Raw genomic sequence first — 26,365 nt, forward strand, 5'->3', positions numbered from 1 at the left:
GGCTGGCCCTGGCCGGGCTCAGTCTTCCCGGAACTGCATGTTGTAGAGCGAGGCGTACAGGCCGTTGGCAGCCAGCAGCTCGGCGTGGGCGCCCTGCTCCACGATGCGGCCGGCATCGAGCACGATGATGCGGTCGGCATTCTGCACCGTGGACAGGCGATGGGCGATGACGAGCGTGGTGCGGCCGTTCATGAGACGCTCCAGCGAGGCCTGGACCTGGCGCTCGGATTCGTTGTCGAGCGCCGAGGTGGCTTCGTCGAGGATGAGCACCGGCGCGTTCTTGATGAGCGCGCGCGCGATGGCCAGCCGCTGGCGCTGCCCGCCCGACAGCCGCGCTGCATTCTCGCCCACCGGCGTGTGGATGCCTTGCGGCAGGGCCTCGACGAATTCCAGCAGGTTGGCCGCGGCCAGGGCGTCGCGCACGGCGGCGTCGTCGGAGCGGCCCGCGGCACCGTAGCCCACATTGGCGGCAATGGTGTCGTCGAACAGGACCACGTCCTGGCTCACCAGCGAGATATGCGAGCGCAGGCTACGCAGGCTCAGCTCGCCTATGGGCACGTCGTCGAACAGGATGGCTCCGGATTGCGGCACCACGAAACGCGGCAGCATGTTCGCGAGCGTGGTCTTGCCGCTGCCCGAGCGGCCGACCAGGGCCACGGTCTGGCCGGGCTCGATGCAGAACGAGATCTCGCTGAGCGTATCGCGCTCGGCGTCGGGGAAGCGGTGCGTGACGCCGCGGAATTCGATCTTGCCGCGCACCGGCTCGGCCAGGGCCCGCGTGCCGGTGTCGGGCTCCACCGGCTGATCGATGAGGGTGAAGACGCTTTCGGCGGCCACCAGCATGCGCTGCATCCGCGAGGCGATATTGGTGAGCCGCTTGATGGGGTCGAAGATCTGGGCCAGCGCCGCCATGAAGGAGGCGAAGCTGCCCACCGTGAGCGTGCCGTTGTTGGCCTGGCCCAGGGCCACGGCAATCACGGCGGCCACCGAGATGGAGATGCAGATCTGGGTGAGCGGGGTGAGCGCGGCGTCTGCGGTGGCGGTGCGCATCGCGAAGCGGCGCAGGCGCCCGTTGACGAACTGGAAGCGGCTGCGCTCGGCCTCGTAACCGTCGAACAGCTTGATCACGCGCTGGCCGTCGATGCCCTCGCTGACCACGCGGGTGAGTTCGGCGTTCATGTTGACCGTATCGCGATTGATCTTGCGCAGCCGGCGGATGAACACCCGGGCGATCAGCACCGACACGGGCAGCATGACCAGGATGATCAGGGTCAGCGCCCACGACATGTACAGCAGCACGCAGATCAGGGCCACCACCACGAGCGACTCGCGCACCAGCACGGTGAGCACGCCGGTGGCGTAGCCCGTGACGTTGCCGGCGTCGATGGTGAAGCGGTTGAGCAGGCGGCCGGTTTCGCCCAGCTTGAAATCGGCGTCCGGCAACCCGAGCAGCCGTTCGAACATGTCGCGCCGCATCCCCAGCAGCACGTTGTTGGCCACCCAGGCCAGCAGGTAGTCGCTGCAGAAATTGCAGATGCCGCGCAGCACGATGAGGCCGACCACCGCCAGGGGGATGGCCCAGACGTAATAGGGCTTGGTGCCGGAGAAGCCCTCGTCCAGCAGCGGCTTCATGATCACGGCCAGGGTGGGCTGGGTTGCGGCCGCACCTGCCATCAGGAGTATCGCCAGGAGCAGGACTTTCCAGTAGGAACCGACCCGGCCGTAGATGCGTTTCCAGAGCTCGGAACGCACGGGATGGGAGCCGGCGGGCGTTTGGCGCGACGCTGAATTCAAGAGAACTCTCGCTTTAATACAATCGTGCGGGGATTGTACCGTCGGGCGCCAGGCCGGCGGCGGCCCCGCTCCTGCCACTTTGGAATGCCTGCGCCCGCGCGCCCGGGCACAGCATGATGAACGCGACTTCCCGCATCTACGTACGATTGCCCAATTGGGTGGGCGATGTCTGCATGAGCCTGCCCAGCCTGCATGTGCTGGCCGACACCGGCGTCCCGCTGGTCCTGTGCGCCCGCGCCTGGGCGCGCGACCTGCTCTGCGGCCTGCCCGCGCACGACTTCCTGCCCATGCGGGGCAGGCTGCTCGAAGACCGGGCGGCGGTGCGCGCGCACCTGCGTGCGTCGGGGACCGCACGGAACGCCCGCGGCCTGCTGCTGCCGGATTCGCTGTCCAGTGCCGCCGTGTTCCGGCTGGCCGGCCTGGCCAGCGCCGGCTATCGCGACGACGGCCGCAGCCTGCTGCTGCGCTGGCCCGTGGCCAAGCCCGCGGAGCCGCTGCACGCGGTGCAGTCGTGGTATGGCCTGACGCGCACCGCGCTGGCGCAATGGGGCCTGCCTGCCGGCCCCGCCGCTCCCGCCCGCAGCCTGGACCTGCCCCTCACCGATGCGCATCGCGCCGCGGCCGACGAGGCGCTGCGGGCGCACGGCCTGGCGACGCGCCCGCCTGTCCTGATCGCGCCTACGGCCACCGGACTGCATAAGGGCCGCGTCAAGGTCTGGCCGGAATTCGACGGGCTGACGCGCGCCCTGCAGGCCGAAGGCCATGTGGTGGCGATGTGCCCGCCGCCCGGGGAGGTCGAGCAGGCCCGGCGCAACGCACCCACCGCCCTGTTGCTTCCGGCCCTGCCGCTCGGGGCGTTCGCGGCGCTGGCGCAGCGCGCCCGTCTGGTGGTCTGCAACGATTCCGGCGTATCCCACATTGCCGCAGCCGTGAATGCGCGCCAGCTGACGCTCTTCGGCGTGACGAATCCGGCACGCACCGGCCCGTGGTCGCCACAGGCCCAGGGCGTGGGCGGCGAGGACGGCTGGCCCGACCTGGACACGGTGCGGGCACGCGTCGCCGCCCTGCTTGCGGCCGGGTAGAATCGCAGCACACATGGCTATATCCAGTTATCTCACCAACCTCATCATCCCGCTGAATCTCTGCGTGACCCTGGTCGTGCTCGGCCTGGTGCTGGGGCTGTTCCGCCTGCGCCGCACGGGCGCTGCGCTGGCACTGGCCGGCATCGCGTGGGCCGCGGCCTGGTCGCTGCCCGCCACCTCGCTGTGGCTGGGCGGCGCGCTGGAGCAGCGCTATGCCCACCTCGCGCCGGCGAACTCGCCCACCGCCGATGCCATCGTGGTGCTCGGCGGCAATACGGCCAATGGACGCGCGAACTGGTTCCTGCCATACGATCCCCGCACGGCGGTGGTTCGCGTGGACATGGCGCTGGAACTGTATCGCGCGCAGCGCGCGCCGCGCATCGTGCTTTCCGGCGGCGCGCTGGAAGGCGAAGTGAGCGAGGCCATGGGCATGGCGCACCGCCTGCGCCTGCAGGGCGTGCCAGAGGAGGCCCTGATCCTGGAAAATGCCAGCCGCACCACCTATGAGAACGCCACGCTGACGGAGGAAACCCTGTCGGAACACGGCATACGCAAGGTGCTGCTGGTGACCTCGGCGCTGCACATGCCCCGCGCCATGGCGGCGTTCGCCAAGCAGGGCGTGGAAGCCGTCGCCGCCCCCGCGCCGCCGCAGATCACGCTGCCCGCCGACGGCGGCGTGCAGGCCTGGGTGCCGAACCGGCGCGCCTTCGACGCCAGCCGCTCCATCATCAAGGAATACGCGGGCCTCTTCGTGTACTGGCTGCGGGGCTGGGTGTGAACAGGGTCGCTGCCACCATGGACTGCCGCCCGGGCTGCGGCGCGTGCTGCATCGCACCCTCGATAACCCGGCCGATACCCGGGATGCCCGACGGCAAGCCCGCCGGCGTGCCGTGCGTGCAGCTGCTGCCGGACATGCGCTGCGCGCTGTTCGGCCATCCTTCCCGGCCGGCGTTCTGCGGCGGGCTCCAGCCCCAGGCGGAGATGTGCGGACCGGACCGCGGGCATGCGCTGGCCTGGCTCGCCCGCCTCGAGACCGAGACGGCGCCGGTCGCCTGAGCGCAACGCGGACGGCGTATCCGGGCTAGGCTCGCGCAAGGCGCGCGAGCCCCAGGTAGACCTGCTCCGTCTGGCTGGCAAAACCCGCGAGGCTGAACGCGGCCAGGCTCCTGGCGCGCGCTGCCGCGCCCATGCCCGGCAGGCGGCCGGTGTCGCGCAGCACGGTCTCCAGCACCCCGGCCACCGCGTCGGGCCGGCGGCGCGGCACGATCCAGCCATCCTCGCCGGGCGTGATGTTCTCCGGCAGCCCGCCCTGGTCGGACACGATGACGGGCAGCCCCATGGCCATCATCTCGCGACACGCGAACGAGATGGTCTCCACCCGGTACGACAGGACGAAACCGAGGTCCAGCGCGGCCAGGAAAGGCCGGACGTCGTCCAGCGGGCCGGCGAACACCACCCGGTCGGCCAGGCCCGTGGCCTCGAGCTCCCGCAACTGCGCGGGATCGGGATCGGCGCCGGCCAGGGCGACGTAGACACCCTCGGCCCGCTCGCCCAGCAGGGCCAGCGCGCGCACCATGTCGATCCAGCCCTTGTAGGAATTGGTGCCTGCGTTGCTGCCCACCAGCAGCCTGCAACGCCCGGCGCGGTCCCCGAGCAGCGCGCGGCGGGCCGCCTGCGCCTGCCCGGAGGGCCAGGGACTGAAGCGCTCGGTATCCACGCCGTTGGCGATGATGGAAATCGGCCGCAAGGCATAGGGCGAAGCCCGCAACATCCCCTCGACGTAGCGGCACACGCCGATGACGTGATCGGTGCCCAGCCGCGCGCGCAGCGCAGCGCCGGCATACGAGATGGGGATGTCGTTGTGCTTGGTGAAGACGATGCGGGGTTTGCGTGCGCCCAGGCCCAGGCATGCGAGCATCACCGTGCGGTGGTCAGACGAGCCGTTGACGTGGACCACATCGATGCGCCGCTCCAGGATCACGCGGCGCAAGCGCCGCGCGGCCGCGAAGCGCGCGCCCAGCTTGCTGGGGTAGTCCTGGGCCACGACGTGTACCCCAGGCATCGCGCCGGCCAGGCGGTACAGGCCGCTGCCCTGCGGCACCGCCACGGTGATTGCGTGGCGCCCGCAGAGCGCGCGCACCAGCGAAGCGATGTAGACGGTATGCCCGCCTATGCCCGGCGCGCTGTGGAAATTGGTGTAGAGAAGGTTCATGGCACGCGCGGTCAGCGCTCCTGCTCGCCCCGGAACATCAGCTTGGCATAGCGGAAGAAGCTTCCCGCAGAAGCGGTGACGGCCAGCACGAGCCCGTGCCTGCCGTCGAGGAAACCGCGGCGCAGGAGATAGATGCGCACGAAGGTCCAGAAGGCATGCCCGAGCGCGCCGAATACGCCGGTGCGCTTGCCGCGGGCATGCATCATGGCAGCCGCGTCGGAGGAATACCGGTTGATCTTGGCGACCAGGCTGTCCAGGTCGTCGTAGGGATAATGCAGGAAATGGGCCTGCAGCCGGCCCACCGGCCCGGGCTCGGGAACCACCCGCTCGTGCACGGCCGCGTCGGTGAAGCGCGCGGTGCCGCGCCGGAACAGGCGCAGCACCGGGTCCGGCCACCATCCGCTGTGGCGGATGAAGCGGCCGCAGAAATTCGACAGCCGCGGGATCTCGTACGCCGCTGCCGTGGGCGCCGCCATCACGGCCTGGATTTCGCGCGCGAGCTCCGGCGTGACCCGCTCGTCGGCGTCGATGGACAGCACCCAGTCGCAGGTGGCGAGATCCAGCGCCCGGTTCTTCTGCGGGCCGAAGCCCGGCCAATCGGCCGTGACTTCCACGCGGGCGCCGAAGCCGCGCGCCAGCGCCACGGTGTTGTCGGTGCTGCCGGAATCCACCACGATGAACTCGTCGGCAAAGGCCACCGACTCCAGGCAGCCCAGGATGTGCGCGGCCTCGTTCTTGGTGATGAGGATGACCGACAGCGTCATGCGCGGCCCCGCAGGCGCCGCTTCCAGGCCTTCCAGGCATGGAAGCGCGGCCCGACGAGAGGATGGCGGCCCAGCCATACGCGCCGGTTCAGCCAGCCGCCGGCCCGGTTGCGCACGGCGAACCGGTAGATATGGGAGGAATCCCCGCCCGGCCGGTTCTGGCCCAGGGCGTCGGTGGTGTAGAGATGGCGAAAGCCGGCCGCATGCGCCTCGGCGACGTAGTCGGCGTCGAAGTAGCCCTGCGGCCAGCACAGGTGATCGCTGGCCTCGCCGAGCTGATGGGCCAGGGCTGCCCGCGAAGCGGCCAGGTCCTGAGCCAGGCGCGCACGCTTGGCGGCGGCGTCGGCGCCGCACACGCGATCCCAGCGGGTGTGCGTATGCGTATGGCTGTGCAGTTCGAACGTGCCCGCCTGCAGCATGGCCCGGACTTCGCTCCAGCGCAGCATGACTTCGTCGTGCCTGCCTGCGCCGATGCGCCGCTTGCATTCGTCGTGGTCGGGACATTCGGGCAACGCGCGCCCTTGTCCGGCGTGCGCACGCACGTCGCCCTCGCCCAGCCAGCCGGTGACGAGGAACAGCACCGCATGCATGCCGTAGCGTTGCAGAATGGGGTGGGCATGCACCCAATTGTTGAGATAACCGTCGTCGAACGTGATGAGCACGGACTTCTCGGGCACCGGCTCGCCGTCGAGATAGGCGGCGAATTGCGCGGCGGTGAGCGAGACATAGCCTGCACGCGCGAGCCCGGCGATCTGGGCCTCGAACACCTCGGGCGTGACGGCGATCATGCCGCCGGCCGGGGTGACGTGGTGGTACATGAGTACCGGTACGTTGGGCGCGTTGCTCATCGGTCGGAGCGCTCCGCCAGCCATTTGCGGTAGACGGCCTCGGTGTTCTCGGCGAGGCGTTCGGGCGAGAAACGCGCTTCTTCCCAGACCATGCTGCGCCCTGCCTCGCCCATGCGGCGGCGCAGTTCCGGATCGTCGACGAGCCGCCGCAGGGCTTCGGTGAGCGCGGGCTGGTCTTTCACGGGCACGAGGATGCCGGTCACGCCGTCGCGCATCATTTCAGGCACGCCGCCGACCTGGGTGCCGATGACGGGCAGGCCGGCAGCCTGCGCCTCCACGTATACCGTGCCGGAGGCTTCCTGCTGCGTGGCCAGGGCGAACAGGTCGAAACCCGCCAGCAGATTGGGCACGTCGCGCCGGGTTCCCATCAGGTGGATGCGCCCCTGCAGGCCGAGTTCGTGTATGTACGCCTGGACCTGCTCGAAAGTGGGCGAGCCGCTGCCCACGAATACCATGTGCAGCCGCGGCCGGGTCTCCATCAGAGGGCGGATGGCGTCCACCAGGTCTTTGTGGCCCTTGGGCGCGCGCATCACCGCCACGCAGCCGACCACGATGTCGTCCGGGGCCAGCCCCAGCTCGGCGCGCAGGGTGGAGTGCTCCACCGGCGGAGGCAGCACGATGGGCGAATACAGCGTGGCGATGCGGTCCGGGGGCACCCCGCGGCTGATGAGATAGCGGCGCACGTAGTCGCTCACGGTGGTGACACGGTGGGGCAGCCAGGTATAGGACAGCATCGAGCCCACCTTGTTGGCCAGGTGGCGGGTGCGCACGATCAGGGGCGTGCCCGCCAGCCGCCCCGCCGTGCCGGCGATCAGGGTGTCGATGCGGCTGTGCGTGTTGACCACGTCGTAGCGGCCGGCGCGCAGCAGCCGCCGCATCGCGGTCACGCCCCGGAGATAGTTGCCCAGCCCGCCCATCGGCAGGGTATGCACCGTGAAGCCCGCGTCGCGCAGGCGCGGCACCAGCTGCGCCTGCGGCTGGCACACCGCCTCGAGATGATGGCCGCGCTCGCGCATGGCGTGCATCTCTTTATAGATGCGATGCTCCTGGCCGCCGAAGGCGACGGCAGCTTCCGTATGGAGGATGCGCAGCGGCTGCATCAGTAGGCGACCTCGACGCCGTCGGGGCGGGCCCAGTCTGAGAGGTTCGCCAGCAGGGTATCTGCCATGCGCACCCGCCACTCCTCGCCCAACCGCACCGTGCAGGTGAAGTTGCTCTTCTGGTAGACGATGTCCACCGGCACGCCGCGTATGCCGTTCTCCGGCTCGGCGCGGAACGGATTGAGCAGCTGGCGCAGCCGGGCGGCGTCGGCCTGCCCGTTGAGGCGCACGCGCAGCGCACGGGCGCGCGCCTCGCGCGCGAGCTGCAGGTCGTAGAGCTGCTCGGCCACGATGCGCATGCCGCCGGAGTATTCATCGTTGCTGACCTTGCCCTGCACGATCAGGAGCTGGTCTTCCTTGAGCCGGTTGCGGTGCTTTTCGTAGAGCTCGTTGAAGACGGACACCTCGACCTGCGCGGTGCCGTCGTCCAGCACCGCGAACACCATCTTGCCGCGCCGGGTCATCATGACGCGCACGCCGGCCAGCACGCCGCACATCCATTGCAGGTCGCGCTGCGGCTCGAGGCGAGCCAGCTGCATCGGCACGATGCGCCGCACCTCGTCGCGCCAGTGGTCGAACAGGTGGCCGCTGAAGTAATACCCCAGCGCCGCCTTTTCCTCGGTGAGCTTGGTGTGGAGATCCCAGGGCGGGACCTTGGCGAGTTCGCTGGCAACCACTTCGCTGCTGTCGTCGCCGAACAGCGATGCCTGGTTGGCACTGCGCGCGGCCTGCTCGGCAGCCTCCATCGCGGTGCCCACCGACGCGAGCAGGGCCGCCCGGTTGGGCTCGATGGTGTCGAACGCGCCCGCGCGGATCAATGCCTCGATGGTGCGGCGGTTGACGGCATGCTTGTCGACCCGGCGGCAGAAATCGGCCAGGCTGGTGAACGGCCCGCCTTCGGCGCGGGCGCGCAGGATCTCCTCGACGGCGCCCTGCCCCGTGCCCTTGACTGCGCCCAACCCGTAGCGCATGGTGCGCGGCGGCTTGCCCTGGGCCGCATGCGCGTCGGCCACGGGCTCGAAGCGATAGCCGGAGGCATTGACGTCGGGCGGCAGGACTTCCACGCCGTTGGCCTGCGCATCGCGCACGAAGATCTGCACCTTGTCGGTGTCGTCCATGTCCGACGACAGCGTGGCGGCGAGGAATTCGGCGGGATGGTAGGCCTTGAGCCAGGCGGTCTGGTAGGCAATCAGCGCGTAGGCGGCCGAGTGCGACTTGTTGAAGCCGTAGCCCGCGAACTTCTCCATCAGGTCGAACAGCTTCACCGCCAGGTCGGGGTCGTAGCCTTTCTCGCGCGCGCCCTTCTCGAACAGTTCGCGGTGCTTGGCCATTTCCTCGGGCTTCTTCTTGCCCATGGCCCGGCGCAGCAGGTCGGCGCCGCCCAGCGAGTAGCCGCCGATGATCTGCGAGATCAGCATCACCTGTTCCTGGTAGACGATGACCCCGTAGGTGCTCTTCAGGGTGGCTTCCAGGTCGGGATGGAAATAGTCGACCTGGGCGCGGCCGTGCTTGCGGTTGACGAAGTCGTCGACCATGCCGGATTCGAGCGGCCCCGGACGATACAGGGCCAGCATGGCGATGATGTCTTCGAAGTTGCTGGGCCGCAGCTTCTTGAGCAGCTCTTTCATGCCGCGCGATTCGAGCTGGAATACTGCCGTGGTGTTGGCGTCGCACAGCACCTTGTAGGCGGCCGGGTCGTCGAGCCCCAGCGCCATGATGTCGAAATCGCGCTTGTCTTGATTGAACTGGCGCACATAACGCACGGCCCAATCGAGGATGGTGAGGTTGCGCAGCCCGAGGAAGTCGAACTTGACCAGGCCCGCGGCCTCCACGTCGTCCTTGTCGAACTGCGAGACCGCGCTGTTCTCCTGCCCCGGCTGGCAATACAGCGGGCAGAAGTCGGTGAGCTTGCCGGGCGCGATCAGCACGCCGCCGGCGTGCATGCCGATGTTGCGCGTGAGGCCTTCGAGCGGCTGGGCCAGGTCGACCAGGCCGCGCACCTCCTCTTCCTGCTCGTAGCGCTCGCGGAACGCCGGCTCTTCCTTGAGGGTGCGCTCCAGCGACCACGGGTCGGCAGGATTGAACGGGATGAGCTTGGAGAGGCCGTCGCAGAACATGTAGGGCATGTCCAGCACGCGCCCCGCATCGCGCACCACCGCCTTGGCGCCCAGGGTGCCGAAGGTGGCGATCTGGCTCACGGCGTCGCGGCCGTATTTCTCCTTGACGTAGTCGATGACGCGTTCGCGGTTGTCCTGGCAGAAATCGATGTCGAAGTCGGGCATGGACACCCGCTCGGGGTTCAGGAAGCGCTCGAACAGCAGGTCGTAGCGGATCGGGTCCAGGTCCGTGATGCCCAGCGCATAGGCCACCAGCGAGCCGGCGCCCGAGCCCCGCCCCGGCCCCACCGGAACGCCGTTCTGCTTGCCCCAGTTGATGAAGTCCTGGACGATGAGGAAGTAGCCCGGGAAGCCCATCTGGATGATGGTCTTGCATTCGCGCTGCAGCCGCTCTTCATAGACGCCGCGCCTGGCGGCGCGCTCGGCCTCGTCGGGGAACAGGAATTCCAGCCGCTTCTCCAGGCCTTCCTCCGACAGCTGCACCAGGTAGTCGTCGAGCGACACGCCGTCGGGCGTGGGGAAGTCGGGCAGCCGCGGCTTGCCCAGCACCAGGGTCAGGTTGCAACGGCGCGCGATTTCCACGGTATTGGCCAGGGCCGACGGCACGTCGGCGAACTTCCGGGCCATTTCCTCGGAACTCTGCAGATACTGCTCGGGCGTGAAGCGGCGCACCCGGCGCGGATTGGCGAGGATCTCGCCCTCGGCGATGCAGACGCGGGCCTCGTGGGCCTGGAATTCGTCGCGGTCGAGGAACTGCACCGGATGGGTGGCCACCACGGGCAGGCCGGCCTCCGCGGCCAGGCGCATGGCGGCCTGGGTATAGGCTTCGTCGCCGTCGAAACCGGCGCGCTGCAGTTCGATGTAATAGGCGCCCGGGAAGAGCTGGCCCCATTGCCGCGCCATGGCGAGCGCGGCGGCGGCGTTGCCGGCCTCCAGCGCCTGCCCGACGTCGCCCGCGCGCGCGCCGGACAGCACGATCAGGCCTTCCCGGCCCTGCAGCCATTCACGCCGGATCTCGGCGCGGCCCTTGTACTGGTTGGTGAGGAACGACTGGGTGATGAGCTCGCACAGATTCAGGTAGCCCTTCTGGCTGCGCACCAGCAGCAGCAGCCTGTGGGGCTTGTCGCGGTCTTCGTCGTTGGTGAGCCAGACGTCGCAGCCGGCAACGGGCTTGATGCCCGCGCCACGCGCGCTCTTGTAGAACTTGATCAGCCCGAAGAGGTTGGAGAGGTCGGTGAGCGCCACGGCCGGCTGGCCCAGCTTGGCGACCCGCTTGACCAGGTCGGGAATGCGTACGATGCCGTCCACCACCGAGAACTCGGAGTGCACGCGCAAATGGACGAACGGGGGGTGGGACTGGACGGCTTCGGACATGGCGGGATTGTACCCAGTTGGCGGCCCGCCGGAGGGGCCGCCGGGTACGCCGCGCCAGGTCAGGAGCAGGCCATCAGGCCGGGCAGCACGAACTGGCCGGCCAGGCGCGCGCAGGCCACCTTGAAGGCGCCCACGGCCGGGTCCGGCATGAGGAAATTGAGGGTGCCGAGGCACTGCCCGCGCACCACCAGCGGCACGTTGATCACGGACCGCAGGCCGAGGGCGACGATGGCCTGGTGGTCGTCGAACGAGGCGCGGATGGCATCCTCGCCCTCGCCCACGTACACCCGCTGCTCCAGCAGCACGTGGCGCCCCCAGGGCATGCCGCGCTTGTCCTTGGTGCCCCCCGGCGGGTAGGAAACCGGGTCCGAGCTGTACAGGCGTTGCAGCGTCATGCGCTCCGGATCGAAGCGGTTGATGGTGCACAAGGTGTGGGCCAGGCCCTCGCGGGCCCAGGCATCCACTTCGGCATACAGCGCCGTGGCATCCGATCCTGCGCAAGCCGCCGCGAGGCGCTCCGCGTCCGGCAGCGCGATGGGAAGGGAAGCCGCCTGCATCAGTCCACCGTCACGCCGAGGTCGCGCACGATCTTGTCGTACTTGGCCGCATCGCGTTCCAGGGTCTGGGCGAACGCCTCGGGCGTGGACTTGCGCACTTCCACGCCGATGTCGGCCATCTTCTTCACGACCTCGGGCTTGGCCAGGATCGTGTTGATCTCGCGGTTCAGGCGCGCCACCAGGGCCGGATCCATGCCCGCAGGACCGAAGGCGCCGTACCACACGGCCATTTCATAGCCGGGCACGGTCTCGGCCACGGTGGGCACCTGGGGCAGCAGCGGCGAGCGGCTGGCCTCAGTGACGGCCAGCAGCTTCAGCTTGCCGCTCTGCACGTGCGGCAGGGTCTGGGTGCCGGCGCTGAAGAGGACCTGGGTACGGTTGGCCACGGTGTCCAGCACGGCGGGCGCGCCGCCGCGGTAGGGCACGTGCACCATTTCCACGCCGGTGGCCTTCTCGAACATGGCGGCGCTCAGGTGGTTGGTGGAACCGGCACCCGCCGAGGCGTAGGCGATGTCGCCCGGACGGGCCTTGGCATATTCGATGAACTCGGCCACGCTGTTCACGGGCAGTTCGGCGTTGACCACCATGGTGTTGGTGACCAGCGCCAGTTCGGCGATGGGCGTGAAATCCTTCACGCCGTCGAAGGGCATGCTCTGGTAGAGCGCCTGGTTCATGGTGTGGGTGCTCATGGAACCCACCAGCAGCGTGTAGCCGTCGGGCTTGGCCCGGGCCACGAAAGCCGAGCCGATGTTGCCCGAAGCGCCCGAGCGGTTCTCCACCACCACGGGCTGGCCCAGGCTGGCGGACAGGTGCTCGGACAGCACCCGCGCGAGTATGTCGGTGGAGCCGCCCGCCGCCCACGGCACGATGAGCGTGACGGCCTTTTCAGGCCAGTCGGCATGGGCAAGGCCCGGCACGGCGGCCGTGGCGGAAAGCATGACGGTTGCCAGGAAACGGCGCAAAGAGAAAGCCATGGATGTGAACCCCTTGTATGTTCAGGCTGTTGAATGAAAAGTGGAGTGCCGCTGTGGTTCAGCGGCCCAGTGCGTAGCCCTGCATGCCACGCGGGTTGGCCGCCGCCCGCAGCAGCAGCCCGCCGCCGCCCGCGGGTTCGCGCGTGCAGGCGCTGATGCGGCCTTCCGACCAGGGCGCGCCGACCTTGACCTCGTGGCCCGCCTCGCGCAGCGCCTGTACGGTGGCTTCGGGCATCTGCCCTTCGACGGTGAGGCGGTTCAGCGTGGTGCTGCGCGGCCAGAACGAGCCCGGGAAATGGTCGATGTGCCATGACGGCGCCTCGATGGCCTCCTGCAGGTTCAGGCCCATGACCGCATGGCGCAGGAAGAAGGCCACGGTCCATTGGTCCTGCTGGTCTCCGCCGGGCGTGCCGAAGGCCATGTAGGGCTCCCCGTCGCGCAGGGCCAGGCCGGGGGAAAGCGTGGTGACGGGCCTGCGCCCGGGGCGCAGTGCGCCGGGGACGCCCTCGTCCAGCCACGTCATCTGCAGGCGGGTGGACACGGCAAAGCCCAGGCCCGGCACCACGGGGCTGGACGACAGCCAGCCGCCGGAGGGCGTGGCCGCCACCATGTTGCCATGCCGGTCGATGACGTCGATGTGGCAGGTGTCGCCCACGAAGATCTCGCGCTCGGCCCATTTGTCCACGGGCGGCAGCGCCGCGAAAGTCGGTTCGCCCACGCCGTAGCGCGTATCGGCCTGCGCCAGGGCGCGCCGTGCCGCCTGCAGGTCGGGCAGCACGGGCGCACGGCCGTCGGGGCTGCCAGGCTGCAATTGCATGCTGGCCTGCGCACCCACCAGCGCAGCGCGCTGGCGTGCGTAGTCGTCGCCGAGCAGCGCCGCCAGCGGCACATCGACCGCATCCGGATCCCCGTACCAGGCCAGGCGGTCAGCGAAGGCCAGCTTGGCGGCCTCGGCCACGCGGTGCACGAATGCCGGGCTGTCGGGCGCCAGACCGTCGAGCCCCAGATGGCGCAACAGTGCCAGCTGCTGCAGGAATACCGGCCCCTGCGACCACGGGCCGCACTTGGCGACGGTATAGCGTCCGTATTCCAGCGTGGCGGGATCGTCGTAGCGCGCCGTCCAGGCGGCCAGGTCGTCGTAGCGCAGCAGGCCGCGATTGCGTTCGCCGCTGCAGTCGCGCACCTCGGCGTTGCGGTAGTAGTCGTCGATGGCCCGGGCCACGAAGCCGCGATACCAGAGGTCTATGGCCGCGTCGATGCGCGCCGCGCGGTCGGTGCCGCGTGCCTCGGCCAGCAGGCGTTCGTACGTGGCGGCCACCGCGGGGGTGCGGAACAGGGCCTCGGGATGCGGCACGCGCCCGCCGGGCAGCCAGACCTCGGCCGAACTGGTCCATTCGCTGCGGAAGAGGTCCTGCACCGCCACGATGGCCTGCACCACGCGCGGCACCAGCGGAAAACCGCGGCGTGCGTAGTCGATGGCCGGCTGCAGCACGTCGGCGAGGTCCCAGGTGCCGTAGTCGCGCAGCAGCGTGAGCCAGGCGCCGAAGGCGCCCGGCACGACTGCCGGCAGCAGGCCGATGCCCGGCACCAGGTGGTGGCCCTGGGCGCGGAACCAGGCCGGCGTGGCGAGGGCCGGCGCGGTGCCCTGCCCGCACAGTGCGCGCATGCGGCGCTCGGACTCGCTCCAGAACAGGATGGGCACTTCGCCGCCGGGTCCGTTGAGATGCGGCTCGACGATCTGCAGCACGAAGCCGCCGGCCACCGCCGCGTCGAAGGCATTGCCGCCGCGCTCCAGCACGCTCATGGCGACCTGGGAAGCCAGCCAATGGGTGGACGAGGCCACGCCGAAGGTGCCACGGATCTCGGGACGGGTCGTAAAGCCTGACATGGTCGCAATACCGGAGGGAATTGAAAGCCGGAGTATAGAAACAATGAATAACCATATTCGGTTTTTTTGTGATATATCGATAACCATCTAGTTATTCGACAAATCATGTCAGCCCCCTACCTGCCTGGCCGCCTGGCCGCGCGCCTGAAGCCGCGGCACCTCAATTTGCTGGATGCACTGCGCCGCCACGGCTCGCTCACACGGGTGGCGGCCGAGCTGGGCGTGAGCCAGCCGGCCATCACCAAGTCGCTCACCGAGATCGAGGAACTGTTCGGCGCGCCCCTCTTCGTACGGACCCGCCGCGGCCTGCAGCCCACCCCGCTGGGCGACCTGGTCCTGGTGCGGGCCGACCAGCTGCTGCACGACCTGGCCCAATGGGAGCGCGAGGTGGGCGCGGTGCGGGCCGGCCATACCGGGCACCTCAACATCGGCGCGATCCCCTATGTATCGAGTCCGCTGCTGGTACGCGCCATCACGCTGCTGCAGACGCGCCATGGCGTCACCGTGTCGCTGCAGCGCGCCACCACCGGCCAGCTGCTGCAGCTGCTGCGCAGCCACGAGCTCGATTGCGCCATCGGCCGGGCCACGGCTGCCGCCTCCGGCGAGCTGCGCCACGAAATCCTGTACCCCCAGCGTCCGGCGCTGATCGCCCATCCCCACCGGGTGCGCCAGCTGCTGCGCGGCCGGCCCGACTGGGCCGAGCTGGCCGCCATGCGCTGGATCCTGCCGTCGCCCGCCACCCCGATCGGCAACATGATCGTGGCGCTCTTCGTGCAGGCGCAGGTCCAGCCGCCCGTCCCGGTGGTGGAGACCTATTCGCTGGACGTCATGGAAGGCCTGATCGCGAACGACGACACGCTGGTGTCCATCGTGCCGGAGGACGTGGCGCGCGACCTGGCGCGCCAGGGACGCGTGGCGATGGCGTCGTGGCGGTTCGACTGGAACCTGCCTCCGATGAGCCTGATACGGCGCTCCCGCGAAACGCCGCTGAAGGCGGAACTGCAATTCAGCGCCATCCTGCACGAGCTGTGCGCCGACATGGCAAGCAGCATGGCGCCGGACATGTAAAAATAAGCGCCTGCTTACTGACTCGTCACCGCCAGGGGCGGCGCATCCACCATGAAATGGCTGATTCCGGGGCTATGGCTGGCCTCGATACTCTTCGCGCATTTCCGCGGCCGCGTGCGGCTGCGCCTGTCGCGGCAGTTCCTCGACCATTCGGCGCTGCTCGCGCCGATCAACGCCTTCATGGTGCTGGCTTCCCGGGTGCCCACCACCCCCTACATCACCACGCGCGAGATCCCGGAACTCCAGGTGCTGGACGACAACTGGGAAACCATCCGCGACGAAGCGCTGCACATGGCCGAGATGCGCCAGATCAAGGCAGCGGAGAAGCACGACGACATCGGCTTCAATTCGTTCTTCAAGTATGGCTGGAAACGCTTCTACCTGAAGTGGTATGACGCGCGCCATCCCTCGGCCGAGGCCCTGTGCCCCAAGACGGTGGCCATCCTCAGGACGCTGCCGAAGGTGAAGGCGGCCATGTTCGCCGAGCTGCCCCCGGGCGGCACGCTGCACAGGCACCGCGATCCGTTTTCGGGCTCCCTGCGCTATCACCTGGGGCTGGCCACGCCCAACGACGACCGCTGCTACATCGACGTGGACGGCGAGCGCTACAGCTGGCGCGACGGCGAAAGCGTGGTGTTCGACGAAACCTACGTGCACGAGGCCTACAACCGTTCGGAGTCCAACCGCATCATCCTGTTCTGCGACGTCGAGCGGCCGCTGCGCTGGCGCTGGGCCGAGGCTTTCAACCGCTGGTTCGGCCGGGTGGTCATGTCGGCCGCGAGCTCGCCCAACGACGCCGGCGACCAGACCGGCGCCATCAACCGGCTCACCCACGCGCACTGGGTGCTGGACCAGAAGCGCAAGCAGTTCAAGGCCTGGAACCGCACGGTATACAAGCTCACCAAGTATGCGCTGATCGCGCTGGTCGTCATCGGCTTCCTGATGATTTAGCCCCGGCAGGATCTGACCGCGCCATGCGACTGTTCCCCCGCAACCTCGCGTTCGCCGTCCTTGCCATGGCCTGCACCCAGCAGGCCTGCCTGGCGGCCGCACCCAGCGATCCCATCCAGAAATTCAGGCAGGAGATGCTGGCGAGGGCCGAATACGTTCCCGGGAACCTCGTGGCCATCACCGTAAGGAAGCACACCGACCGGCTGCTGGCGACGCCGGCATTCCTGTCCTACCTGATGATCCACGCGCCGGGCACCCAATTCCCGTCGGAACTGGCGGACCGCCTCAGGTCATCGGGCCTGTGGCGCCTTTACGCCCTCGAGCTGGAGCGCTATGTAGCGCTCATCGAGAAGGCGATGCGCGCCTCAGATGACCGGGCGTGCGCGATGATGAGCGCCGCGTTGTTCGCGCAGGAAGACACCCCGGTCTATGTGCCGCTGCATGCGCTCGTGTCGCTGTCGGCACAGGAGATCACGGAACTGTTCGACATCTGGTACCAGGCCACCATGCTCGGCATTCAGCCGCGGCAGGCTGCACAACCGGACGACAGGCAATTCAGGGATGCGCTGCTGCCCGTGCTGCAGGGAATGCAGCCCGCCGACCGTGCGCTCATCCAGCGTGTCGCCGGGAATCCGGCGGCAGCGTCCGACAGGGCAAAGTGCGATGCGGCGATATTGTTGTGGCACCACATGCTGCGCGCCGATCCTGTCGACCGCCCGGTACTGTTCCGCTACCTGCTGCACACTTCACCCCTCCCCGCCGGCAGCCCAATCGCTGCGGGCAGGCGCGGCCCGCCCTGACTCCACCATAGGTCTGATGCCACCATGCCTGATATCCCGTTCGAGATCGAAACATTGCCCCCGGGCGGCCTCGCCGCTGCCGTGCCCGAGCTGGCCGAGGTGCTGCAGGCCTGCGTGGCGGCCGGCGCAAGCGTAGGATTCGTGCTGCCCTTCGACCTCGCGGCAGCCGCTGCCTTCTGGCGCGGGCTGGTGCCCTCGGCCGAGGAAGGCGAGCGCCGGGTGCTGGTGGCGCGGCGCGGCCCGCGCATCGTGGGCACGGCGCAGCTGCTGCCCTCGCACATGCCCAACGGCCGCCACCGCGCGGAAGTGGCCAAGGTGCTGGTGCATCCGCAGGCGCGGCGCCTGGGCATCGCCACCGCGCTGATGCGCGCCGTGGAGCGCCTGGCGGTGGCTGACGGGCGCAGCCTGCTGGTGCTGGACACCGTGCCCGGCACCCCGGCCGAAGCGCTTTACCGCTCGCTGGGCTACCGGCCTGCCGGCATCATCCCGGCCTATGCCGAAGCGGCCGAGGGCGGCAGGCTGGACCCCACCTGCATCCTGTACAAGACGCTCCCGGAAACGGCCTGAGCGCCGCGGCTCAGCGCCGCAGCGCTTCCCAGGCCTTCATCAGGCGCTTCACCGACACCGGCATGGGCGTGCGCAGTTCCTGGGCGAACAAGGCCACGCGCAGCTCCTCGAGCATCCAGCGGAATTCGTCCAGCGCCGGGTCGGGCGCGCCCTTGAGCGCGGCGCGGGCACGCTGGTATTGCGTCAGCAGCGGCGCCATCTCGCCCATCAGCCGGGCGTCGCGCGACGGATCGGCGCGCAGCTTGTCGATGCGCGCCGCCGCGGCCTTCAGATAGCGCGGGTAGTGCGCCAGCTGCGCCGATGGCGTGTCGCGGATGAAGCGCTTGGGCATGAGCGCGCCCAGCTGCTGCTGCAGGTCGGCATGAGCCGCGGCATGCACCTTGGCCTGCGGCAGCTTGCGCTGCACGGCGGCATATTCGGAAAGAATGGCCAGCGCCAGTCGCGCGGCCTCCTGGGCAAGCAGGCCCAGGCGCCCCTTGCCCTCGTTGCGCCGGGCCTCGAAACCCGCCTGGTCCACCGGCCAGGGCTCGGCCAGGCAGGCCTGCGCCACGGCGCAGTCTATGATCTGGTCGCGCAGCTCTTCCTGGGTGCCCAGCGGCATGTAGAACATGCTCATCCTGGTGAGGTCGGGCAGGTTCTTCTCGAGGAACTTCACCTGCTCCCGCAGCCCGATCCGGAAGAGCCGCAGCAGGCCGGCCCGATGGTGGCGCCGCGCCTCGTCCGGATCGTCGAACACGTCGAGATCGCAGTGCGTGGCGCGGTCGACCAGCGCCGGGTAGCCGATCACGGACTGGCCGCCGCGCCGGATCTCCATGATCTCGGGCAGCGGCCCGAAGCTCCAGGACGTGAGGTTCTCGTGGGCCAGCGCCTGGGCCACCTCGGTGTCGCGCGCGGCGAACTGCTGGAAGGTGGCCTGCGCCTGCTTGCCCAGCTCGGCCTTAAGTTGCGCAAGGTTGCGCCCGGAGGCCAGCATGCGGCCGTGCTCGTCCACCACCTTGAAATTCATGAAGAGATGGGCGGGCAGCGTCTCCAGCTTGAAGTCGGCGGGCGTGGGCCGCACCTGCACCTGGGCCCACATGTCGGCAATCAGGGCATCGACCAGGCCCTGCTGCGGGTCGCCGAGGCGCTCGAACCAGCGCTCGTAGAATCCTGCCGCGTACTCGGGCAGCGGCACGCAGTGGCGGCGCAATTTCTGCGGCAGCGACTTGAGCAGCAGGTGGACCTTTTCCTTGAGCATGCCCGGCACCAGCCATTCGCAACGCTGCGGGTCGAGCTGGTTCAGCGCAAAGAGCGGCACCGACAGCGTCACGCCGTCGCGCGGCGAACCCGGCTCGAAATGGTAGTCCAGCGGCATGGACACGCCCTGCCACTCCAGTTTCTTGGGGAACACCTCGGTGGTGACGCCGGCCGCCTCGTGCCGCATCAGTTCGTCGCGCGTGAGCAGCAGACGCTTCGCGGCCTCCGCATCCAGCCCATGCACCCACTTCTCAAGCGTGGCGGTCTGGGAGATGCCCGCCGGCAGCTGCTTGTCGTAGAAGGCGTAGATGAGCTCGTCGTCGACCAGGATGTCGGGCCGCCGCGTCTGGTGCTCGAGCTTCTCGATGCTGGCGATGAGCTTGCGGTTGTGCGCCAGGAAGGGCAGGCGCGTGTCGATCTCGCCCGGCACCAGCGCGTCGCGGATGAAGATCTCGCGCGCGTGCTCGGGGTTGATGCGGCCGTAGTGCACGCGCCGACCCGCATAGACGGTAAGGCCGTACAGGGTGGCGCGCTCGTTCGCCACCACCTGGCCCGCCTTCTTCTCCCAGCGCGGATCCGACCAGTTGCGGCGCAGCAGGTGCCCGGCCACGCGCTCCAGCCACACCGGTTCGATGCGGGCCACGCAGCGCGCATACAGCCGCGTGGTCTCGACCAACTCGGCCGCCACGATCCAGCGGCCGGCCTTCTTCACCAGGCGCGAACCCGGATGGATGTGGAAGCGGATCTCCCGCGCGCCCTGGTAATGGCCGCCGTCCTCGCTTCTGCAGCCTATGTTGCCCAGCAGCCCGGACAGCAGCGCCAGATGCAGCTGTTCGTAGGTGGCCTCGGCCGTATTCAGGCGCCACCCCTGCTCGCCTACCAGCGAAGCCAGCTGGCTGTGCACGTCGTGCCACTCGCGCAGCCGGATGGGCGAGAGATAGTTCTGCCGCAACAGCGCCACCAGCTTGCGCTGCGAATGCTTGTGCTGCACCTGCTCGCCGTACCAGCGCCACAGCTTCAGGAAGGAAAGGAATTCGGACTTGTCATCGGCGAACTTGGCGTGCGCCGCCTCGGCCGCGTCGCGCTCCTGCATGGGACGGTCGCGCGGGTCCTGCACCGAGAGCGCCGCGGCGATGATCAGCATCTCCGCGAGGCACTGGTGTTCGCGGGCTGCCAGGATCATGCGGCCGATGCGCGGGTCCACGGGCAGCCGGGCCAGCTCCTGGCCGGTGCGCGTGAGCGCATAGCCCGAGCCGCCGGCGCTGCCCTGCGCATCGGCCTCGCCGCGCGCAACCGGCGCGATCGCCCCCAGCTCCTGCAGCAGGTGATAGCCGTCGGCCACGGCGCGCCCGGGCGGCGCCTCGACGAAGGGAAACTGCTCGATGTCGTCGAGCTTGAGCGACTTCATGCGCAGGATGACCGAGGCCAGCGATGAGCGCAGCACCTCGGGATCGGTGAATGCCGCGCGCGCATTGAAATCGGCCTCGTCGTACAGCCGTATGCAGACGCCGGGCCCCACGCGGCCGCAGCGGCCGGCGCGCTGGTTGGCCGAGGCGCGGCTGATGGGCTCTATGCGCAGCTGCTCGACCTTGTTGCGCCACGAGTAGCGCTTGATGCGCGCCAGGCCGCTGTCGACCACGAACCGTATGCCGGGCACGGTGAGCGAGGTCTCGGCCACGTTGGTGGCCAGCACGATGCGCCGCGCGTTGCCGCGCGGATGGAAGATGCGCTCCTGCTCCGCCTGCGACAGGCGCGCATAGAGCGGCAGCACCTCGGTGCCCGCGGGATGGCGCTTGCGCAGGGCTTCGGCCGCCTCGCGGATCTCCCGCTCTCCCGGCAGGAACACCAGCACGTCGCCCGGCCCGTGGCGCGCGCACTCGTCCACCGCGTCGACGATGGCGTCGATGAGATCGCGCTCCTCGTCGCCGTTGAGGCGCTCGCGCCCGCCCTTGCCGGCGGCGCTGGCCTGCGCGTCGTCCAGCGCCTGCGCCACCGGACGGTAGCGCACCTCCACCGGGTACAGCCGGCCCGACACCTCGATCACCGGCGCAGGCCGGCCGGCGGCGTCGGAGAAGTGCGTGGCGAAGCGCCCGGCATCGATGGTCGCCGAGGTGATCACCACCTTGAGATCGGGTCGCCGCGGCAGCAGCTGCCTGAGATAGCCCAGCAGGAAATCGATGTTCAGGCTGCGCTCGTGCGCCTCGTCGATGATGATGGTGTCGTAGCGGCGCAGCAGCGGGTCGCGCTGGGTCTCGGCCAGCAGGATGCCGTCGGTCATCAGCTTGACGGCCGCGTTGGGACCGGTGCGGTCGTTGAACCGCACCTGGTAGCCCACCACCTCGCCCAGGGGGGTGGCGAGTTCCTCGGCAATGCGCTTGGCCACCGAGGTCGCGGCCAGCCGCCGCGGCTGCGTGTGCGCGATCATGCGCTGGCGGCCCCGGCCGAGCTCCAGGCAGATCTTGGGCAGCTGGGTGGTCTTGCCCGATCCGGTCTCGCCGCTGACGATCACGACCTGGTGGCCGGCCACGGCGCGCGCAATCTCGGCACGCCGCGCGCTGACGGGCAGGTCTTCGGGATAGGTGATGGGAGGGATGGAACGCTCCGGACGCGGCGCCGGTGCGGCGCCGCGTCCGGCCGTACGTACGGCTTCGGGCATGGGCAGGATTCAGGAGATCAGCCTGCCATTATAAATTTCCCGCCCGCCGCTGCCCGGCGGGACGGCCGGCACGCTCAGAGCAGCTTGCCCGGATTCATCAGCTGGTTGGGATCCAGCGCGCGCTTGACCAGCAGCATCAGGTCCATTTCCACCGCCGATTTGTAGCGGCGCAGCTCTTCGCGGCGCAGCTGCCCCACCCCATGCTCGGCGCTGATGCTGCCGCCGCGCTGCGCCACCAGGTCATGCACGCGGCGGTTGAGGGCCGCGGCCAGTCGGGCGTACTCGGCGGCGCCGGTGTTCGGCGGCAGCAGCACGTTGTAGTGCAGGTTGCCGTCGCCGACGTGGCCGAAATTGACGATGGGCAGGCCGGGGAAATCGGAGGTGAGCGCGAGGTCGGCCTCTTCGACGAAGGCAGCCAGCCGCGAGATGGGCAGCGCGATATCGTGCTTGACCGCCTTGCCTGCGCGCACCTGCGCCTGCGAGATGCCTTCGCGCAGCTTCCACATGGCCTGGCTCTGGGCCTCGCTGCCCGCCACCGCGCCGTCGGCGATGAGGCCGTCGTCGAGGGCGGCGCCCAGCACGCGCTCCAGACGTTCGGCCAGGCCGCCGGGCTCGGTGTCGGACAGCTCCACCAGGGCATGGTAGGGATGGCGCCCACGCAGCGGGCTGGCCGCGCCGCTTACGTGCCCGAGCACCAGGTCCAGGCAGGTGGCCGACATCATCTCGAATGCGGTGAGCCGTTCGCCGCAGCCCGCCTGCAGGCGCCCCAGCAGGGACACGACCTGGACGGGCGACTCGGCCCCGACCCAGGCCGTGAGCCGGCCCGCCGGCGGCGGGTAGAGCTTGAGCACCGCGCCGGTGATGACGCCCAGCGTGCCCTCGGAGCCGATGAACAGGCTCTTGAGGTCGTAGCCGGTATTGTCCTTGCGCAGGCCGCGCAACCCGTTCCAGACGCGGCCGTCGGGCAGCACGACCTCCAGGCCCAGCGCCAGGTCGCGCGTGTTGCCATAGCGCAGCACGCCGGTGCCGCCGGCGTTGGTGGCCAGGTTGCCCCCTATGGTGCAGCTGCCTTCGGCGCCCAGGCTCAAGGGGAAATAGCGTCCGGCGCGAAGCGCGGCGGCCTGCACCTCGGCCAGCAGCACGCCGGCGTCGGCCGTGAGGGTGTTGTTGACGGGATCGACCTCCCGGATGCGCCGCATGCGGTTCAGGCTGAGGATGACCTGCGCCCCGCTGGCATCGGGCGTGGCCCCCCCGCTCATGCTGGTATTGCCGCCCTGCGGCACCACCGGCGTGCGTGTCTGGTGGCACAGGCGCATGACCGCCGATACTTCGGTGGCATTGCGCGGCCGCACCACCACGGGCGTGCGTCCCTGCCACTTGCCCAGCCAGTCGCGCACGTAAGGTTCCTGGTCGGACGGATCCAGCACCAGCCCGCCCTCGCCCACCACGTGGGCAAGGCGCTCGATCAGTTCGCGTCCGCTCATGCCCGCCCCGTGCCCGTCGGCCAGCCCAGCAGCACGCGGCCCAGCGCCATGGCGGCAGCGGCCTGCACGGGTTCGACCACCGGCACGCCCAGTTCTCCCTGCAGCCATTCCCGGTGGGCCGCCATCCCCGCACAACCCAGCACCAGCACATCGGCCTGCAAATCGTCGCGCAGGCGCGCGCCCACCTCCGACAGGCGCGCACGCGTGCGCGCGGCGTCGGCCAGCTCCACCACGCCCATGTCCAGCGGCAATTCGCCGGCCAGCCGGCCGGCCAGGCCCGCGGCGCCGAACATGCGGGCGTGCCGCGCCAGCGACTGGCGCAGGATGGCGATCACCCCCACGCGCTGGCCCAGCGTGAGCGCCGTGAGCATGCCGCATTCGCTGATGCCCAGCACCGGCTTGGCGGTGGCTTCGCGCACGGCATGCAGGCCGGGATCGCTGAAACAGGCCAGGACATAGGCGGCGGCCGACGCGCCGTGCTCGCGGTCCAGCGCCTGCACCTGCTCGACCAGCGGCAGCGTGACGCGCTCCACGTCGAGCTGGCTCTGGATGCCGGGCGGCCCTGCGCGCAGGGTAAGGCTGCGTATGGCCGGCCCGCCCGCCATGCGCAGCGGTTCCAGCGCGGCGTCGAAGGCGTCGGTCACCGCCTGGGTGGAATTGGGGTTGATGACGAAGATGGTCCGGTCCATGCAGCCTCCTGGAAACCCGGCAGGCTGTCTGCCGGCACGGGGAACGCGGGATCACGCGGGGAGTCTAGCAGTGCGGCCTCATCAGCCACATTGTCAATTTGTGCGCCTGCATTAACACTTTGTTATGCTCGATCTCCCCCTACGGAGTCGCCCGCCATGCAGCTGAACTTGCGCCAGATCGAGGTCTTCCGGGCCGTGATGACCACCGGCACCATCAGCGGGGCGGCCAAGCTGCTGTATGTGTCCCAGCCGGCGGTCAGCCGCCTGCTCTCGCACACCGAGCAGCGCCTCGGCTTCCCCCTGTTCGAACGCATCAAGGGCCGGCTGTTTCCCACGCCGGAAGCCCGCCAGCTGTTCCGGGAAGTGGAGACCGTCTACGCGGGCGTGCGGCGCGTGAGCGAGCTGGCCGGCGAGCTGGCAGAGAAGCGCAGCGGGATCCTGCACCTGGTGTCCAGCCCCAGCATCGGGCACATGCTGATCCCGCTGTCGATCGCGCGCTTCCGCCAGTCGCATCCGGAGGTGAAGGTCACCTTCCAGCCACTGACGTTCCGGCCGCTGACCCAGATGCTGCTGGAGAACCGCGCCGAACTCGGCGTGGTGATCCTGCCCACCCAGCACCCCAACCTGCTGTCGCAGCCGCTGGGCAACGGCCGGCTGGTCTGCATCTGCCCCTACAACCACCCGCTGGCGCACCGCTCCCTGCTCGGCATCCGGGACCTCCAGCCCTATCCGCTGATCTCCTACAGCACCGAGACGCCGTTCGGCTCGCTGATCGAGCAGATGTACCAGGAAGCCGGGGAAACGCGGCGGGTGGCCATCGAGGTCAGCTCGCCGCAGCACGCCTGCTCGCTGGTGCAGGCCGGCGCGGGCATCGCCATCGTCGACGAGTTCTCGGTGAAGAGCCGCACCTCCGGCGACTTCGTGGTGCGGCCCGTGGCCCAGGCCAAGACGCTCACCGCAAACCTGGTGCAGTCGCGCTTCGAACCGCTGTCGCAACTGGCCCAGGCCTATGTGGACGTGCTGCGCGAAACCATGCAGGAACAGGGTTTTCCGCTGGGCTGAGCGCCGGACGCGGGTGCTCGCCATGCCGTGCGCAAACCGCCCGACGCTGCCCCGCGCCGCGCGGATCCGGGTAAACCATCAATTAACACACCGTTATAGCGGATCAATAAAAAAGCAAGTGGAGTTCAGTGGGTTCCGCATTAGGATGACAGGCATCCCGGCCCTCCCGGGCCTGTCCGCAGCCATGAGACGGAGACAGCATGACCGCCCCTCCCGACGCCAAAGGCGTCTTCACCATCTGCCCCACCCCCTTCGACGACGCCCTGCAGGTTGACGCCGGCAGCATCCGCACGCTGGTCGATTTCCTGCTCGAGACGGGCGTCACCGGTCTGGCCATCCTGGGCTTCCTGGGCGAGCTGCACAAGCTCTCCAATGCCGAGCGCCGGCTGGTGCTGCAGACCTTCGTCGAACACACAGCCGGCCGCGTGCCGGTGTGGGTGGGCGTGCGGGCCCACGGCATCGCCGGCGCCATCGAGCAGGCGCAAGAGGCCCAGGAGATGGGCGCCGACGCGGTGTTCGCGGCGCCGCTCGACGGCGCCAGCGACGCGCTGCTGTTCGACTACTACAAGGCGGTGGCCGATGCCGTGCGCATCCCCGTCGTGATCCACGACTTCCCCGACTCCTTCGGCACCGAGATCCGCCCCGAAGTCGTGGCGCGCCTGGGCCGCGAGGGCGGCGTGCACATGATCAAGATGGAAGAGCCTCCGGTGGGCCAGAAGATCAGCCGCATCCGCGAGCTGGCCGGCGACGAGGCGATGAAGATCTTCGGCGGCCTGGGCGGGGTGTATTTCCTGGAAGAGCTGCAGCGCGGCGCCGTGGGCACCATGACCGGTTTCGCGTTCCCCGAGATACTGGTGGCCATCTACGAACGCTACGCCGCCGGCGACACGCAGGGCGCGGCCGCCATCTTCGACCGCTACTGCCCCCTGATCCGCTACGAGTTCCAGCCCAAGATAGGCCTGGCGCTGCGCAAGTACGTCTACCAGCGCCGCGGCGCCATCCGCAGCCATGCCTTGCGTTCGCCCGGCATGCGCATCGACGCGCTCACCGCTGCCGAGCTCGAAGCCACGGTGCGGCGCGTGGGCCTCTCGCTCGACACCGCCGGCGCCCAGCCGGTGCAGGCCCCGGGCGCGTAGGCAGGG

Annotated in this window: 21 protein-coding genes; 9 read left to right on the plus strand and 12 right to left on the minus strand. The window is 69.4% G+C overall.

Translation table 11 applies throughout. The annotated features are described in order from the left end of the window. Positions 1–18: 18 nt before the first annotated feature. Positions 19–1,794 carry a lipid A export permease/ATP-binding protein MsbA gene (gene msbA / locus ACYBYQ_RS14065; protein WP_459614803.1) on the minus strand — a complete coding sequence of 592 codons (1,776 nt, stop codon included), beginning with the start codon at positions 1,792–1,794 and terminating at the stop codon, positions 19–21. A gap of 116 nt (positions 1,795–1,910) precedes the next feature. On the opposite strand from msbA, the gene ACYBYQ_RS14070 reads away from it, so the two are divergent. The 3 genes from ACYBYQ_RS14070 to ACYBYQ_RS14080 are packed head-to-tail and all read left to right on the plus strand — an operon-like array spanning position 1,911 to position 3,932. Beyond that, the gene (locus tag ACYBYQ_RS14070; RefSeq protein ID WP_459618790.1) at positions 1,911–2,876 is read left to right on the plus strand and encodes a glycosyltransferase family 9 protein; all 966 of its coding nucleotides are present in this window, start codon (positions 1,911–1,913) and stop codon (positions 2,874–2,876) included. A gap of 13 nt (positions 2,877–2,889) precedes the next feature. Beyond that, positions 2,890–3,654, plus strand: coding sequence for a YdcF family protein (locus tag ACYBYQ_RS14075; protein ID WP_459614804.1), 765 nt, complete (start codon positions 2,890–2,892; stop codon positions 3,652–3,654). Between the two features lie 17 nt (positions 3,655–3,671). Further along, positions 3,672–3,932: a YkgJ family cysteine cluster protein gene (locus ACYBYQ_RS14080; protein WP_459618791.1), complete on the plus strand. Its 261-nt coding sequence runs from the start codon at positions 3,672–3,674 to the stop codon at positions 3,930–3,932. 25 nt (positions 3,933–3,957) lie between these two features. On the opposite strand, the gene ACYBYQ_RS14085 is transcribed toward ACYBYQ_RS14080, so the two are convergent. The 8 genes from ACYBYQ_RS14085 to ACYBYQ_RS14120 form a co-directional block, all read right to left on the minus strand. Next, positions 3,958–5,088: a glycosyltransferase gene (locus tag ACYBYQ_RS14085; RefSeq protein ID WP_459614805.1), complete on the minus strand. Its 1,131-nt coding sequence runs from the start codon at positions 5,086–5,088 to the stop codon at positions 3,958–3,960. Between the two features lie 11 nt (positions 5,089–5,099). Continuing rightward, complete coding sequence (locus ACYBYQ_RS14090; RefSeq protein WP_459614806.1) at positions 5,100–5,852, minus strand: glycosyltransferase family 2 protein; 753 nt, start codon at positions 5,850–5,852, stop codon at positions 5,100–5,102. Beyond that, a complete protein-coding gene (locus ACYBYQ_RS14095) occupies positions 5,849–6,700 on the minus strand; it encodes a polysaccharide deacetylase family protein (RefSeq protein ID WP_459614808.1) in 852 nt (283 codons plus the stop codon). Before ACYBYQ_RS14095 ends, ACYBYQ_RS14090 begins: the two co-directional genes overlap by 4 nt. After that, positions 6,697–7,800, minus strand: coding sequence for a glycosyltransferase family 4 protein (locus ACYBYQ_RS14100; protein ID WP_459614809.1), 1,104 nt, complete (start codon positions 7,798–7,800; stop codon positions 6,697–6,699). Before ACYBYQ_RS14100 ends, ACYBYQ_RS14095 begins: the two co-directional genes overlap by 4 nt. After that, complete coding sequence (gene dnaE, locus ACYBYQ_RS14105; protein ID WP_459614811.1) at positions 7,800–11,291, minus strand: DNA polymerase III subunit alpha; 3,492 nt, start codon at positions 11,289–11,291, stop codon at positions 7,800–7,802. The genes ACYBYQ_RS14100 and dnaE overlap by 1 nt, the downstream gene beginning before the upstream one ends. Before the next feature lie 59 nt (positions 11,292–11,350). Next, complete coding sequence (locus ACYBYQ_RS14110) at positions 11,351–11,848, minus strand: GAF domain-containing protein (RefSeq protein ID WP_459614813.1); 498 nt, start codon at positions 11,846–11,848, stop codon at positions 11,351–11,353. Further along, positions 11,848–12,786, minus strand: coding sequence for a Bug family tripartite tricarboxylate transporter substrate binding protein (locus tag ACYBYQ_RS14115; RefSeq protein WP_459618792.1), 939 nt, complete (start codon positions 12,784–12,786; stop codon positions 11,848–11,850). The genes ACYBYQ_RS14110 and ACYBYQ_RS14115 overlap by 1 nt, the downstream gene beginning before the upstream one ends. 94 nt (positions 12,787–12,880) lie before the next feature. Further along, positions 12,881–14,710, minus strand: coding sequence for a gamma-glutamyltransferase family protein (locus ACYBYQ_RS14120; RefSeq protein ID WP_459614815.1), 1,830 nt, complete (start codon positions 14,708–14,710; stop codon positions 12,881–12,883). 105 nt (positions 14,711–14,815) lie between these two features. On the opposite strand from ACYBYQ_RS14120, the gene ACYBYQ_RS14125 reads away from it, so the two are divergent. From ACYBYQ_RS14125 to ACYBYQ_RS14140, 4 genes are read left to right on the plus strand one after another with little or no spacing between them, the layout of a single operon-like run. Then, on the plus strand, positions 14,816–15,778 hold the full coding sequence (locus ACYBYQ_RS14125; RefSeq protein WP_459614816.1) for a LysR family transcriptional regulator: 963 nt from the start codon (positions 14,816–14,818) through the stop codon (positions 15,776–15,778). A gap of 51 nt (positions 15,779–15,829) precedes the next feature. Continuing rightward, complete coding sequence (gene lpxO / locus ACYBYQ_RS14130; RefSeq protein ID WP_459614818.1) at positions 15,830–16,729, plus strand: lipid A hydroxylase LpxO; 900 nt, start codon at positions 15,830–15,832, stop codon at positions 16,727–16,729. A gap of 23 nt (positions 16,730–16,752) precedes the next feature. Beyond that, positions 16,753–17,529: a hypothetical protein gene (locus tag ACYBYQ_RS14135; protein ID WP_459614819.1), complete on the plus strand. Its 777-nt coding sequence runs from the start codon at positions 16,753–16,755 to the stop codon at positions 17,527–17,529. A gap of 24 nt (positions 17,530–17,553) precedes the next feature. Continuing rightward, positions 17,554–18,096: a GNAT family N-acetyltransferase gene (locus ACYBYQ_RS14140; RefSeq protein ID WP_459614821.1), complete on the plus strand. Its 543-nt coding sequence runs from the start codon at positions 17,554–17,556 to the stop codon at positions 18,094–18,096. A gap of 10 nt (positions 18,097–18,106) precedes the next feature. Here the strand turns inward: ACYBYQ_RS14140 and hrpA are convergent, their stop codons facing one another. The 3 genes from hrpA to ACYBYQ_RS14155 all read right to left on the minus strand — a co-directional run bounded on the left by hrpA (position 18,107) and on the right by ACYBYQ_RS14155 (position 24,161). Then, on the minus strand, positions 18,107–21,988 hold the full coding sequence (hrpA, locus tag ACYBYQ_RS14145) for an ATP-dependent RNA helicase HrpA (protein ID WP_459614822.1): 3,882 nt from the start codon (positions 21,986–21,988) through the stop codon (positions 18,107–18,109). Between the two features lie 74 nt (positions 21,989–22,062). Beyond that, positions 22,063–23,472 (minus strand): FAD-binding oxidoreductase, encoded by a 1,410-nt coding sequence (locus ACYBYQ_RS14150; protein ID WP_459614824.1) that lies wholly within the window; start codon positions 23,470–23,472, stop codon positions 22,063–22,065. Next, positions 23,469–24,161 carry an aspartate/glutamate racemase family protein gene (locus ACYBYQ_RS14155; RefSeq protein WP_459614825.1) on the minus strand — a complete coding sequence of 231 codons (693 nt, stop codon included), beginning with the start codon at positions 24,159–24,161 and terminating at the stop codon, positions 23,469–23,471. The genes ACYBYQ_RS14150 and ACYBYQ_RS14155 overlap by 4 nt, the downstream gene beginning before the upstream one ends. Before the next feature lie 156 nt (positions 24,162–24,317). Between ACYBYQ_RS14155 and ACYBYQ_RS14160 the strand changes: the two genes are divergently transcribed. Together ACYBYQ_RS14160 and ACYBYQ_RS14165 are read left to right on the plus strand one after the other, a co-directional pair. Beyond that, entirely contained in the window at positions 24,318–25,223 is a 906-nt protein-coding gene (locus ACYBYQ_RS14160; RefSeq protein WP_459614827.1) for a LysR substrate-binding domain-containing protein, read from the plus strand. A gap of 200 nt (positions 25,224–25,423) precedes the next feature. Continuing rightward, positions 25,424–26,359 (plus strand): dihydrodipicolinate synthase family protein, encoded by a 936-nt coding sequence (locus ACYBYQ_RS14165; RefSeq protein ID WP_459614828.1) that lies wholly within the window; start codon positions 25,424–25,426, stop codon positions 26,357–26,359. Positions 26,360–26,365 lie beyond the last annotated feature (6 nt).

The sequence above is a fragment of the Bordetella sp. 2513F2 genome, from assembly GCF_054642735.1.